Source organism: candidate division WOR-3 bacterium, from assembly GCA_039801365.1.
Classification (GTDB): Bacteria; Hydrothermota; Tepidihabitantia; order Tepidihabitantales; family Tepidihabitantaceae; genus JBDRUN01.
On record JBDRUN010000074.1, the window covers coordinates 1 to 14222 of the forward strand.

Below are 14222 nucleotides of genomic sequence, written 5' to 3' on the forward strand. Positions count from 1 at the left end.
CAGGTAGACCAGGGTGTTCTCCTGTTGCCTGCGCTCGACCTTGACGAGTTGCTGGCGCTACGGGTATCATATGAAACGCGCAAGCGTCAGGCAGGGGGTCACGATGTGCCTTGGCCGGCCCGCCTCGGCGCGAAAGACGCTTGACAGATGGCGGGGGGGGTAGAATGTAATCGCGACCTGTTCGATGTAGGCCGACGGAGGAAACAGAGATGGCAGAGCCCGCACCTGTCTGGCATGAACCCATTACTGCCAGTACGACACCGGGACGTGCGCGTTCACCGCACCCCGATTCGCGTCCCCTATGTTGGTCAGTCTTGATATCCAAACTGCAAGCCGCTGGATACGTGTCGGGCGGGCCGCATTCAACGTTGATATTTTCGGCAGCCGGCGATACTATGATGCGAGATGGTGGCCGGCTCCCGGCTGGCCGAAGTCACAGGCACCGCTCCGGCGGCCGCAAACCAGGGGTGCCAGAAACACAGGGAGGCGAGCATGCGTAAGATGCTTGCAGTACTCCTCCTGGCCTTGGTCGCACTCGGAATCGCCGCAGAGCGAACCATCAGGCTGGAGGACAAGGAGTTCACCATCGAGGTGAACGCCAGCGCAGTCAAGGCCGACGCGGAAGAGGCACGCGAACCAATGGGTTCGTTCCACTTCAAGTCGATACCGCAATCCAAGTACGAGGAATACGGCATTTCGCCGCTGGGAGGTGGCGGAGGCGACGAGACGTGGGCCGAGTCGACCTTGACCTACGACAGTTACGACGGCTACTGGAAGGACTACATCAAGTACGTGTGGAGCTCAGCGAGCAAGCAGATGTATATGTGGGGCTACACGAAGCGCGTTTCGGCCCCGGACTATGTCAACTACATCGAGATTGAATTCGCCTACAGAATAAACTTCCTGAAGTTCGCCGACTGGAATGCTCAGTCCAAGTGGCTGCATACGGGCGCCTACGGTCACCGCATCGCGTACTCTTACCACTACGCCAAGGACACCGAGAAATCAGACTCCCAGACGTGCACATGGGAAGATGGATACAGCCGCCTGTTCAGGTTCTTCACCGGACACGCTGGTTACGTTCCCAACCAAGCCGGGGACTTCATCTACCACGACACACACGACAAGAGCGTACCGAAACCGGACGGTTATGTCCGAGAGAACGCCTAGTCAAGAGGCCAGTCGGGGAGAGCGGGAGCTCTCCCCGACTGGCCATGCACTCCGCCGAAGCGGCCCCCGCCGGCAGCCGGGGTTCTGCGTTTACACGGCTGCTGTTCTGCTATCCGTGCTTGGCGCAGCATCGGCAGCTGACTCGCTTGATGTCAGAGTGAAAGGAGCGTGGCCCTACTCGATTGCCAGAACCGTTCTCGTAGATGGAGGGTTCGCGTATGTCGGAATCGGCGGAGGACTGTGGGTTTTCGATGTCAACACTCCTGCAAGGCCCAGACGGGTCGGCACACTCCCCCTTCTGGGAGTAGCGTGCGATATCGCGAAAGACGGTGACCTGTTGCTCCTGGCGCAGAAGAAGGAGGGTATGAGTATCATAGATGCCACCGACCCGACGTCACCTGTCTTCCTGGGTCGCGTGGCCGGGGAAATAGTGTCGGTCGCGCTCCACGAGAGCTTGGCCCTGGCCGGTTCCTACCAAGAGCTCAAGGTCGTTGACATAAGCAACCCTTGGCAGCCAGTCCAGATAGGCTCCTTCCCGCTGTCAGTCGGTGGCTGCGACGTATCACTGCGGGACACCCTCGCTCTGGTGGCGGACGGCGACGAAGGACTGAGGATACTGGGACTTTCGGATCCATCCAACCCCCACGAAGTAGGTCACCTGGCACGACCAGCTTTCAGGGTGGGGTGGGAAGGCAGTATCGCGTACGTGGCGCAGAATGACACTCTTCACACGGTAGACCTGTCCGTCCCAGCGACACCTGTCCATCTGGGCAAGTGCGGCTATCCCTGGCTGGCAGAAGTGGACGTGCTGGAGAATCTGTGTGCGCGCGACAGCCTTGTGTACTGCGCATGTGCACTGTTCGGACTAAGAATATTCAATGTAGCCGACCCCAGCCACCCCTTTGTGACCGGTGGCGAATCACTCCCGCGGGGAGGCTTCTGGGCTGACGCGGTAGGCGTCTCAGGGAATTGCGCTTTTCTGGCCGCAGAGAACGGTGGCCTGCAAGTGGCCGACATCAGCAACCCGCAAGAACCGGAGTGGATTGGCTCCTACGACACGGTCCCATGTTGGGTCGAGAACGTATGTGTCACTGGAGACCGGGTTTTCCTTGCCGCACGCCGGGGTCTGTGGTTACTGGACGTGTCGGACCCGACGCGGCCCATCGAACGCGGCGTGCGCTTCTTCCGCAGGGAAGTTCTGGCGATGGTTCCGCTTGATAGCTTGCTTCTCGTCGGAGTAGACGACACGCTGATGGTGCTGAACATCCGCGACCCGGACAATCCGCGCGTCGTCGGAGCCTGCAGGACCGGACACGCGAGAGCATTCTGTCTCAAAGATACGTTACTGCTCGCAGGCATCGAGGGACCTACCGCAGAGGCGGGCTTGGTGGTGATCAATATGTCAAACCCGACGAACCCGTGGATTGTCGGGCGCTGGCCCAATGAAGAGAGTGACCCATACGGTGTATCGGTCTTCAGGAACTACGCCATTCTGGGAGACGGCTACCATCGCCCTGGAGAGCCAGAAGGAGGTTTCCGGCTGTTCGACCTGTCCGACCCAACCAACCCAGTCCAACTATCACGATTGGCATGCGGTCTGGGCAGCTCGGTTGGGTCGTATGTGCGGAACGACACAGCGTTCCTCTGTGACGAAGGCGGTGGACTGCATGTCGCAAGTGTGACTGACCCTGAGAATCCGGTACTGCTGCGAACATTCACCGAGTTCACGCCTACTACGATTAGTGTCAGAGGCGGTCTCGGTGCGGTCGCCAATCGCTACGCCGGCCTTTCGATGGCTGACATTTCAGAAGCGCATAATGTCCGTGAGCTTGGATACTACAGAACTCCCGGGGTCTGCCGGAACGTGGTCCCGTACGGCAATCTCCTTCACGCCGCCAATGACTACGGCGGCTACCTTATCTTCGAGTACTACGGCCCATCGCCCGGGGTCGGGGATTCAGCGGCAGGGGCAGCGCCGGCGGGAGTGGGGCTGGCGGCCATTCCTTCACCGACTACCAACAAGGTCACGGTCGAGTTCACGGTGCCGATACGGTGCTCGGTCACGGTCAAGCTGTGCGATATTACTGGCCGGACTCTCGGCACGCTGTTCGCAGGCGCAGTGTGGCCGGGTGATAGCTGCCTCGAACTCAGCGCCGAGAAGCTGCCCGCCGGCACTTATTTCATTGTCTTGCAAACAGGCGGAACGACCCAGCAGGCGCGGTTCACGGTACCGTAGAGTCTGCCCGTCAAAGCCGCGCGCTGCGCGCCGGGTTAGCGTGCCAGTAGTACTTTGGCCAGCCAGATTTCTCCGCCAGATTGCGCTCGGACGAAGTAGGTCCCCGCTGCGACCCTGCGGCCGGAGTCGTCAAGGCCATTCCAGATCACGGAGCTGAACGCTGCCGGCTTACCACTCAAGGCCATGGAGCGGACGCAACGACCCGAGGCGTCAAAGATGCTAATTTCCCCCGGCCCGGCAGCCGCGAGCTGCAACGTGACGACCGACCTGAACGGATTTGGAAAGGCCAGCAGCCGCAAGCCATAGGCCGTAGGCCAGCTCGGCTCTGAGAGGAAGGTCGGCGGCAGGTTTCCGCCGGTCACAGCTAGGTCGTCAATGTAGAACCCTTCGCCATAGTCGCCATCGCCGTCACTCTTGAATGCAATCTTGACCTGGATGGTCTCACCAACCGCAAGCGCGCCGAGGTCGTACTTCTCCTCAAACCAGTCGCTTTCGATGCCATCCAGAAAGGGTTCAAGGGGTCGATGGTTCAAGGGGGCAAGGGTTGAATTGCGTTCCTCGTCCGCGCTTCTGGTACTCGGTATCTGGTATCTGGTGTCGGATTTCTCCCTCAGCGCTCCGCCTGTACCGATGAAATCGAGCGTATCCGCGCCGGTCTTGCGTACGATGATTACGTAGATGCCGTCCACGCCGTAGTTCGGCACGCTGAACCAGCGCCAGAACCGAAGCGAGCAATTCTCCGCAACCATGAACGGCACCGTTGTAAGCCACGCGTTCATATTGTCGTAGTACCGACCGCTCGACTCATCGCCGCAATACCATGACTGCCCCGGCGAGTGGAACCGCCGGCTCGAAATGTGCCACCGGTCGCCGGTGCCGCCGTGAGTCCACTTGGACGGCCCGGCCTCCATATCGTCGGCGAATCCGTAGTCGCCCACCAGAAGCTGGAAGCTGTGGTTGAACGTGTAGGTTTCGCACCACAGGTCGAGCCGCACCGCGGCGAGGTACGAACCCGGGCACGCGCCCGAGATGCTGACGCTGAAGCTGTCCGCCGACGCCTTGAGGCAACCAGGCGCAAGTTCGCCGAGCAGGACTGAGTCCGGTGCAAGAACCGTGACGTTTGGGTCAAGGCTCACGAGCCTTGCCCAAGTCCCGTGCCCGAACCCGTGTCCCTGGTTTGCGACCGCGACTTTTACTCCCTTGGTCTGCCCGGGCAGGCCCGGCGGGTTGAGGTAGGCATAGGAGACGAACTCAAGGACCGGCGCGCCCAGTTGCAGAACCGGGTAGAACTTGCGCGGCATGTCCGTGTCCTCGACCACAAACTCGAAGGCAAGCAGCTTGCCGTCCTGCGAGCAGGCGCCGATGGCGACCTGGAACGCATCCGGAATCAGCACCGAGTCCCCGGGCTGAAGCGCGTCAGCGCTGGCCGTGCTGTCCAGGATTGTCACGACCGGGTCGCTTGAACGCAGTTTGAGCAGGACGCCGGCACTCGCGGCACTGCCCGCGTTGTGCAGCCATACCGGCAGGAACACCGTCTCGCCCGAGTTCACCACCCCGTCGCGGTTGCCGAGAGAATCGTTCACAACCCACCCGGCAAAGTTCACGTACGGACCCGAACTGGTACCGATTGCTTTCTGCAGCGGCAGAAAGTTGTGCGCGGTCACAGTAAGAAGGAAGTCGCCGCTGGAATGCGGCTCGACTTGAAGCCACGCCGAACCGTCCGGACCGGTTATGGCTGTACTGTAGGACTCACCCTGTTTCATGAGACAGACAAGCGCGCCTCTGACTGCCTGCCCGCGGCATGAGACTATCACGAGCACCCGGCCTGCGCCAGACGGAATCTCGGCTGGTGCGGTTACTTCAAGTGTCTCTGGTGTCCTGGTCCATATTGGCATTTCCGGACAACCCATCAGGTTCACCTGGTATTGGTGCCAGCGATATACGTTCTCGCCCCTGGAGAAAGGCGCAAAGTAGGCCTTGGACTTGGCCAGCGCTTCTCCGACCCGATAGTCGTCGGTGTGCTGCACGGTCCACCAGAATTTATCGTCGAACTTGTCCGAATACCCGAACCCCGGGTTTCCGGGCGAGCCCCAGCCGTAGGATGAATTGCCAATAGTTGCTACCGTGCCACCATTCGGATTAGTTACGAATGCCTCGCCAATCGAAACCGTATCAAAGGCGGTCGTCCAGCAGCCAATTGAGTAAATCACCCCGCGGTATGCGTTGGTGATGGTGTCTGCATCCCTGGTTCTCAGGTAGTTTGGGTACCCGCCGACGCTCATCACGTCAATCCAGCCGTGACCATCGTGGTTCAGGTAGTTCTGCCCATCCCGGATTGCCGCCATCACGCTCGTGCGACTCTCGTTTCCCAGCCGCTGATACTTCTTTGTCACCGTGTAACCGGACGAGAATGCCGCGGCCTCAAGCTTATCCTTGTGCCGACCGCCGTCGGTGTACGGGTTCGACCACATCACCTCAGCGAAAAAGGCCACATTTGTCTGCCTGGTCTCAGCCGGGCCGCATTCGTACTCAAGCACCTTGTTCACGAACGCCTGCGCATCCTGACGCGAGTCAACCGGCGCCCGGCCGACGACCAGGTCAGGATAGAGGTCAACCGAGTCCGCCAACTCGCCGAATACGTTGTTACCGTTCCGGTCCCAGTCGCCGTCGAGGTCCGCGAAATACAGGTCGCAGGGCAAAGAGTCTTCTCGCGGATGGATATTGCCCTCGCTCGTCATTGCGTAAGCCTTGCGAAACGGTATCACGCTGACATCCCCGCCCAGAAGAACGTACCGCACACCCGAATCCGGCAACGTCTTCAGGTAGTTACGCAACTTCTCGGCATTGTCCCGTCCGGTGTAGTTCGAATACACCCAGTCAATATGGCGAATCACCGTCTGCACGCCCTTCTGCGTCTTCCAGTCGGCAAGTCGCCGGAAGATTGAATCGTAGGTTGTGGCCGTCACAATGACATAGTCAAAGGCATCAAGGTCCAGTTGCGGCAGCGGTGGCAGTGGTTCGTATTCAACCTCGATGCGAAAATTAGGGCAGTACTCCAGTCGCCCCTCCGCACCGACGTATCGCACTGGATACAGGAGAATCTCGGCCACGGTCTTACCGCTGCGGATGCCAGTGCCGGTCCAGACCCAGGGCTTAGCTGGCCAGGCACTCCAGCTCTCGTAGATGGCCGGGTCTGGGCCGGTCAGTGCGTCAACCGCGTCCAGCCGGCTCAGAATGACCTGTTTCTGCGCCGGCAGCACGCGTACCCCGGTTTCGAGCCGCTCCCATCGCTCAGCTTGCACGTGCACGCTCTTCACCGCACCCCGTCCGGGCAGCTCGACCGTGACCGCTTTCACTGGCAGTTGCGGCGCGCCCGGCACGTCGGTCACGTCCAGACCGTTCCCCGTGACGAGCATATAGCCATCATGCTCAGTGCGCAGGAATTGTTCTTCACTGAACTTGAAGCCACTGCTTATCGTCTCACCCAGTGCCAGGCTTGCTACAAGCAGGACCGGAATGATTCTCATATGTCCTCCAAGGTTGGACAGTACATTTCAGTATAGACCACACCAATCCAAAGTTCAACGTCGTTCTTCAAGCATTCGCCTAACAAGCTCGGCCGAGTCCGGCTTGCCGAGTGCCAAGTACAGTCGGATGAGATTCAGATAGGCTGCGTCCAATCCGGGTTGAAGGCTGATTGCGGTCCAGAATGAACGCAGCGCGCTGTCCGGCTGGCCACGCTCGACAAAACAATTACCCAGGTTCACATGAACCGGCGCCAGTCCTGGCTGCAGTGAGCGCGCCAGAATGAACTGCTCGAACGCACTGTCAGCCTGGCCGGCATGAAACAGCACAATTCCAAGATTGCCGTGTGCCTCAGCATATCCCGGGTCAAGTGCGATGGCCGCCAGATATTCCCGCTGGGCTGCAGTCAGGTCGCCTCGCTTGCGCAGAATATCACCGAGGTTGTTGTGCGCTACTGCACTTTGGGGCTGAAGCTCGATCGCTCGCCGGAACTCGGCTTCAGCCCGCAACGTGTCCTGCTGCTGAGTGATCAGTGCCGCACCTAAGTTCAGGTGCGCATCCGCGGAATTCGGTGCCTCGCGTACCATCGTGCCAAACAACGCAAGCTCATCTTGCCACACCGGCATCCGGCGGATACTGGCCGCCGCCCAAAGCACGGCAAAGACTAAGAGAACGCCAACGAACACGGCCCGCGGTACCCTCATCCGCAGTCTGGCACCGGCCAACACCATCATCGCCGCCCCTGCGAGCGGCAGGTACAAGAGCCTTTCGGCAAGGTACGAAATTCCAATTGCAAACAGGTTACTGGCCGGCACAATGAATGATAGAAACCAGACTGCGCCGAAGCCGACAACGCTGCACCGATATCGCCAGGTTAGCCACCCAAGCAGCGCCAGCAGCGACACACCGGCAAGTGTCGGCCAGCCGGGTCCGACAACCTCGGTGCGGCTCGGATACACCAGCCGGTGAGTGAACGGAAAAACAACCATTGCGCCGTAGCGTCCGATCGTGTTCAGCGCAAGCAACAGCCGTTGGCCCAACGTTCCTGTCGGCACCGCCACATTGCCAAGAACGGTCCAGCGCACCGCAAGGTAGCCAGTAACCGCTGCAGTCAGACACAGTGTGGAAATCACCATCCGCCGGCGGGAACCAGGCACAGTCCAGTAAAGCAAGAACGCCCCGACTACTGGAAGCAAAACCGCGACCTCTTTGGTCAGGAGTGCCGCCGCACACGCGACAGTTGCCGAACCCAGCCAGTACCACCGGCCGCTCTGGCCGTATCGCAAGAGCAACAGGACGCAGGCCAGAACAAACACTGCGGCAAGCAGGTCGGTACGACCGGAAACAAACGCCACCGACTCCACGTGCGACGGGTGCAGGCCGAACAGCGCAACGCCGAGAAGTACTGGCCAGGCCTGACTGACGAACTCACTGAGCAGCAACGCCAACAGCAGAAGCACCAGGGCATTGAGCAGCACATTGGTCAGATGGAACCCGAGCGGATTCAGTCCCCACATCTGCCGGTCAAGCCAGAATGAGAGGACCGTGAGTGGTCGGTAGTACCGAACTCTGGTTGCTTCCGAGCCGTGCACCCCGGGCATGAAGCTCTGGCCGAAGAACACCAGTGGATTCCCGGTCATAAGCCGTGGGTTCGCCAGGACAAGCTGCTTGTCGTCCCACACAAACTGATACTTGAGCGTCGGTAGGTAAACCGCGGCGCAAAGAAGAACGATAAGCACGACCGTCGGCCAGCGGACGGAACGCGGCCGATCCGTCCTGGAACGAAGGTCAGTGCCGAATTTCGTCACCGCCATCAGTGTAGAAGCGTCCGGCCCGAGGTCAAATCAGCCGGGCCGCTGGAACTCAAGCCGCGGGCCGATTCACGATGCTTCCGTGGCGGAGGACGAGTCGGCACGGATTGTGGCCGAAGCGGTAGGCAAGATGACGATAGTCCGGTACGTCGGTAATAACAATGTCCGCCCGTTTGCCCGGCTCGATCGTACCAATCTCTGATTCGAGCCTGAGCGCCCTAGCGGCATTGACAGTCACCCCGCGTAACGCTTCGACGATCGTCAAGCCGTAGTGAATACAGACAAGCTGGAGCGTCAAAGGCTGGGCCAGCATCGTACAGGAGCCGGGGTTGAAGTCCGTAGCCAGCGCCATCGTAATTCCCAACTCTCGCATTCTTGCTACCGGTGGCTTGTGCTGCTCACGCAGAAAGAAACAGGTTCCGGGCAGCAACACCGCTACCACGCCCTTCTCTGCCATCTGCCGAAGTCCTTCATCCGACGGCCGCAACAGATGGCTGGCCGACACTGCGCCCACCTGAGCCGCAACCTCTGCCCCGCCCGAAGAATCAATCTCATCCGCGTGCACCGTTGGCAGAAGACCGTATCGCTTGCCGGCCTCAAGTATCTGCACCGTCTCCTCCGGACTGAAAGCTATGCTCTCACAGAACACATCGCAGAACCGGGCAAGTCTGTCTTCCGCTACCTTCGGCAGCATCTGCTCAATGACGAGTCGAACATAGCTCGGCTTGTCCAACCCTTCTGGTACCGAATGCGCTCCCATAAACGTCGGCACCACGGTAGCAATGCCGGCCTCACCCAGCCGCCTTGCCACGCGCAGCATCTTGAGTTCACTCTCTGTATCAAGCCCATACCCAGACTTGACCTCAACCGTGGTCGTGCCCCAGGCCGACATCTCGCGCAGCCGCGCCAGCGCATGCTCGTACAGCTCATCCTCGGACGCGGCACGCGTGGCTTTGACAGTAAACAGGATGCCGCCACCGGTCTGCGCAATCTCCTTGTACGTCTTGCCAAGAAGTCTCTGCTCGAACTCATGGGCCCGCCACCCGCCGAACACAAGATGCGTATGCGGGTCCACAAACCCCGGTAGAACCACGCAACCGCGACAGTCCACAACCTCTGAATCTGAAACCTGAAACCTTGAATCTACCTGTCCTACATCTGAAACTCTGCCCTCCTCAATCTGCACCCAGGCATTCTCAACGATGCCCAAGCCGTCGCCGGTCATCGTCAGCAACTGGCCGATGTTGGCAAGCAGGAGAGAATCCGACTTCATCTTCTCCCTACTATACGCAAAGGGGGAAAGCCCGCAAGCCACTACCGCAACAAGGTAATGGCAAACAGCGGTTCAGACACTCTGCAGAGCATAGTATACCTTCTCGGCCAGTTGCGGGCCGATGCCTTTGACGCGGGCAATGTCTGTAACCGACGCCAGCTTGAGCTTGTCCAGGCTGCCGAAGTGCTGGATGAGTGCTTTCTTGCGCGCCGGGCCGATGCCGGGAATGTCATCCAGTTCAGACCGGGTCTGCGCCTTGCCGCGCAGTTTGCGGTGAAAAGTAATGGCGAACCGGTGCGATTCATCCCGGATGCGCTTCAGAAGTTTCAACGCCGGTGAGGTAACCGGAATCGTAATTTCCCGGCCATCGAGGTAGTACAGAGTATCTGTCCGCTTGGCCAGACCGAGAATCGGAATATCCTGGTCAAACTGGCTGTATGCCCTGACCGCAGAAGAAAGCTGACCCTTGCCACCATCAACCAGCACCAGGTCAGGTAAAGGCCGGTTCTTTTCCAAAAGTCCTCGAACCCGGCGAGCAAGCACCTCTTCTATCATTGCGAAGTCATCTGCTCCTTCCACCGTTCTTATCTTGAACAGCCGATACTCATTCTTCAGGGGCCGGTCGTCCCGGAAGACCACAATGGAGCCAACCGCATTCGTTCCTTGAGTATTGGATATGTCCACGCCCTCAATCAACCTTGGCACCTGTTCCAGCCCGAGTATCTGTGCCAGCTCCTTGCTTGCCCTGGGTATGCGTTCCTCTGGCCGTAGCTCCACCAGTGCCTTGTCGGCATTGGCTCTGGCCAGTTCCAGAAGACGCACCTTCTCGCCTCTTTCCGGTACAACTATCCTTACCTTGCGGCCCCTGCGCTCGGCGAACATCGCTTCCAGCACTTCGGCGTCTTCGATGACAACCGGCAGAATTATTTCCTCGGGAATATCTGCAGTATGGCCATGCACTGAGCGAATAACCGTCGAAAGTACCTCGGTGTCAGAGACATCCCTGTCTGCCCGCAACGGATATTCCTCGCGCGCAACAATCTTACCCTCCCGCACGCGAAATATCACTGCTACGGCCGCGTGTTCGCCTCGGCTCAACCCAACAATGTCCAGGCTGGTCTTATCCGGCAATACTGCCTGCTGGTCCTTGCGTATTTCCCGCAGCGACAAAAGCTGGTCGCGCAGGATTGCGGCCCGCTCGAAGTTCTGGGCGTCAGACTCACGCCACATTCTGCGCTCCATCTCCTGAATAAGCTCGTCGGAACGGCCGGAAAGAAACCCGACAACATCCTTCACCTGCTGCTGATAGTCGCCCTGCGTAACCAGCCTGGCACAGGGAGCAGTGCAACGATTCAACTGGTAGTTGAGGCAGGGCCGAGCCGGTTTTTCCTCAGGCAACCGGTGCTTGCAGGTCCTTATGCGGAATATCCGCTTCACCGCTTTCAACGCCTTGCGCAGTTCGCGGACCGAAGTGTACGGCCCGAAGAAAACCGACCCGTCTTGCTTCAGATTACGGGTGACAAAAATGCGCGGAAACGGCTCTGCCATCGTAATCTTCAAGTAGGGAAACTTCTTGTCGTCCCGTAGCCGCACATTGTAGCGCGGCTTGTTCATCTTGATGAGATTCTCCTCCAGAACCAGTGCTTCCACTTCGGAACGCGTGACCACTGTTTCTAAGTCTGCCAGCCGGCGCTGCATCGCGGCAAGCCGGGGATTGTCAGCAGGCTGGGTGTAAGCCCGGAGCCGGTCACGCAGACACCGCGCCTTGCCGATGTAGATAACCCGCCCCCTGGCGTCCTTCAGTAGATAGACGCCCGGACTTTCCGGCGTCTGCGCCACCTTTTCAGCAAAAGACATGGCGAAGAATTCTAGGGCTCAGGGAGTCAGGAGATCAAGCGTGCGGAAGTCCAAAACCGGACACTCGACCCCTCCTTTTGCCCCCTAGCCTTTCACTACTCCCAGCGGCTTCATCCTCGCTACCCTACGCGCAATGCCGGCCCGGTGGCACACATCCACCACCGCATCCACATCCTTGTACGCATCCGGCACTTCCTCACGCAGCACCTCCCTGCTTGCCGCCATCACCATTATGCCCTTGGCCTGTAATTCCTCGGCCACGTTGCGGTGCTTAGTCTCTTCCAGCGCCTTGGTGCGCGACCATACCCGTCCCGCGCCATGACAGGCAGAACCAAAAGTCTCTTTTGCCGCGGTTTCAGTGCCAACAAGAAGATACGAACTCGTGCCCATATCTCCGGGAATCAATACCGGCTGTCCCAAGTGACGATACTTTGCCGGCAGGGCCGGATGGCCTGGCGGAAAAGCCCTGGTTGCACCCTTGCGGTGCACACACAGCTTCATCCTCTTTCCGTTCACCTCGTGCTCTTCGAACTTAGCAATATTGTGTGCCACATCATACACCTGCGTCATACCAAGCTGTTCAACCGGGAGACCAAGCACCTGACTGAATGCCTCCCGTACCCAGTGGGCAATCGCTTGCCGGTTCGCCCAAGCGTAATTGGCCGCACACACCATTGCCCCGAAATACAACCTGCCCTCACGCGACTCAATCGGCGCACAGGCCAGTTGCTTATCCACCAGCTCCACGCCGTACTTTCGCGCCGCAGCCACGAGCGTCTTCACATTGTCATCGCAAATCTGATATCCCAGTCCGCGCGAGCCGGTATGAATCATCACCGTAATCTGCCCAGGCCAGATGCCCAAAGCTTCGGCCGCTTTCTGGTCATACACTTCGACAACTTCCTGAATCTCGAGGAAGTGGTTTCCCGCGCCCAGGGTGCCCAGTTGTGGCATACCCCGCTCCAGAGCCCGGGCCGAAACTCCAGCCAGGTCTGCACCAGCCATTTCGCCGTGCTCCTCGGTGTATTCCAAGTCTTCCTCAGTCCCGTAACCCTGCTCCACCGCCCAGCGTGCACCCTTGGTAAGTACCTGTTGTACCACTGCCTGTGAAATACGAATCTTACCCTTAGAGCCCACGCCCGAAGGAACATTGTTGTAGATGGAATAGACCAGCTTACGCAGAAGCTCTGGCTTCAAGTCTTCCCGACTAAGTTTTGTGCGCAGCAGCCGCACACCGCAATTGATGTCATACCCGACTCCGCCCGGCGAAACTATGCCGTCATCAATGCGGAAAGCCGCCACCCCACCGATAGGAAACCCGTAGCCCCAGTGAATATCCGGCATCGCCATAGACTGACCAACAATACCGGGCAGGGTAGCCACATTCGCCACCTGCTCTGGCGCCTGGTCGCGCTTTATGTCTTCCAAAAGATTTGCATCAGCGTAAATAATACCATCAACGTGCATCTGCGGCTTATAGCTCTTCGGAATCCGCAGTCGCGTATCACCAATTCTCTCTAAAGGTCCGTTCCAGTTAGCCATAATTCAGTATAGATTCAGCTTGCCTTTGGGTCAAACATCTGGTCGGGTCGTAGTGCACGGAGCGGTATTCATCCCGCCTTGGCAGCAGAACTATCACCTTCAACCGCAAACCGGGCTATTACTGGCGGCAGGTATGCGACCGCATTCGCTCCCTCTTTTCTTCTCGTACCTGTACAGCAGAATCCCGACTTGGCTTCTTCCGCAACTGACACCTGAATTCCACAGGACTTAGAAACGGACCCCTCCCCCCGACATACAATCTCGGGGACACAATAGACAATTCTACTCCTGTCAAGACCCGGCGGGGAGTACACACCGACCCGGTGCAATTCTTCGCGCTCAACTCATATGCTCCGATTCCACCACCCGCCAAGTGATTCCTGCGACCTGTAGGACTCAGGCCCAGACACTGGCAGTCCAGCCCCCGGGCGCACCTCCTCGGCCGTAACCATTCGCCAGTCCTCGCCGCACTCAAACTGGCCAACCTGTCCTCGTTTTCCGAATCCTACCCGCTTGTTCGGTGTGTCAAGGTGGATTAACTAAGCCTCTGGATGCCGGAACGTAGCTTGAACAGTGTTTAGGGTTGCACTCTGACCGCAACTGCCTTGTCGCCAATTTCGGCGTAGAGTGTGCGGCGTAAGGCGTAGGGTGTGGACTTGGCTATGGCTCGGCTATGTCGTACACCTCCTTGCGAATCAGGGCAAGAACCTTTGGGTCACAACCCCGGGCCTTCCACTTTTCCAATAGAACCTGGGCCGCCAGTTGCATTGACTCACCCGATACTTTCTGTTTGCGGGACAGTTTGAAT

The 14222-nt window shown here is 58.9% G+C and carries 7 protein-coding genes; 2 read left to right on the forward strand and 5 right to left on the reverse strand.

From position 1 onward, the window contains the following. Window positions 1-492: 492 nt before the first annotated feature. Both ABIL25_08835 and ABIL25_08840 read left to right on the forward strand, forming a co-directional pair. Window positions 493-1170: a hypothetical protein gene (locus ABIL25_08835; protein MEO0082379.1), complete on the forward strand. Its 678-nt coding sequence runs from the start codon at window positions 493-495 to the stop codon at window positions 1168-1170. A gap of 157 nt (window positions 1171-1327) precedes the next feature. Then, window positions 1328-3406 (forward strand): hypothetical protein, encoded by a 2079-nt coding sequence (locus ABIL25_08840; GenBank protein ID MEO0082380.1) that lies wholly within the window; start codon window positions 1328-1330, stop codon window positions 3404-3406. Window positions 3407-3441: 35 nt separating this feature from the next. On the opposite strand, the gene ABIL25_08845 is transcribed toward ABIL25_08840, so the two are convergent. The 5 genes from ABIL25_08845 to ABIL25_08865 all read right to left on the reverse strand — a co-directional run bounded on the left by ABIL25_08845 (window position 3442) and on the right by ABIL25_08865 (window position 13414). After that, window positions 3442-6933, reverse strand: a complete 3492-nt coding sequence (locus ABIL25_08845; protein ID MEO0082381.1) for a C25 family cysteine peptidase — start codon at window positions 6931-6933, stop codon at window positions 3442-3444. A gap of 54 nt (window positions 6934-6987) precedes the next feature. Beyond that, a complete protein-coding gene (locus tag ABIL25_08850; GenBank protein MEO0082382.1) occupies window positions 6988-8745 on the reverse strand; it encodes a tetratricopeptide repeat protein in 1758 nt (585 codons plus the stop codon). Window positions 8746-8794: 49 nt separating this feature from the next. After that, window positions 8795-10015, reverse strand: a complete 1221-nt coding sequence (gene hutI, locus ABIL25_08855; protein ID MEO0082383.1) for an imidazolonepropionase — start codon at window positions 10013-10015, stop codon at window positions 8795-8797. A gap of 72 nt (window positions 10016-10087) precedes the next feature. Next, the gene (uvrC, locus tag ABIL25_08860; protein ID MEO0082384.1) at window positions 10088-11872 is read right to left on the reverse strand and encodes an excinuclease ABC subunit UvrC; all 1785 of its coding nucleotides are present in this window, start codon (window positions 11870-11872) and stop codon (window positions 10088-10090) included. Window positions 11873-11956: 84 nt separating this feature from the next. Further along, window positions 11957-13414: an RtcB family protein gene (locus ABIL25_08865; GenBank protein MEO0082385.1), complete on the reverse strand. Its 1458-nt coding sequence runs from the start codon at window positions 13412-13414 to the stop codon at window positions 11957-11959. Between the last annotated feature and the right edge of the window lie 808 nt (window positions 13415-14222).

Coding starts and splice junctions, on each gene's coding strand:
- ABIL25_08835 (MEO0082379.1), top strand. CDS start 493: ATGCGTAAGATGCTTGCAGTACTCCTCCTGGCCTTGGTCGCACTCGGA.
- ABIL25_08845 (MEO0082381.1), bottom strand. CDS start 6,933: ATGAGAATCATTCCGGTCCTGCTTGTAGCAAGCCTGGCACTGGGTGAG.
- ABIL25_08850 (MEO0082382.1), bottom strand. CDS start 8,745: ATGGCGGTGACGAAATTCGGCACTGACCTTCGTTCCAGGACGGATCGG.
- hutI (MEO0082383.1), bottom strand. CDS start 10,015: ATGAAGTCGGATTCTCTCCTGCTTGCCAACATCGGCCAGTTGCTGACG.
- uvrC (MEO0082384.1), bottom strand. CDS start 11,872: ATGTCTTTTGCTGAAAAGGTGGCGCAGACGCCGGAAAGTCCGGGCGTC.
- ABIL25_08865 (MEO0082385.1), bottom strand. CDS start 13,414: ATGGCTAACTGGAACGGACCTTTAGAGAGAATTGGTGATACGCGACTG.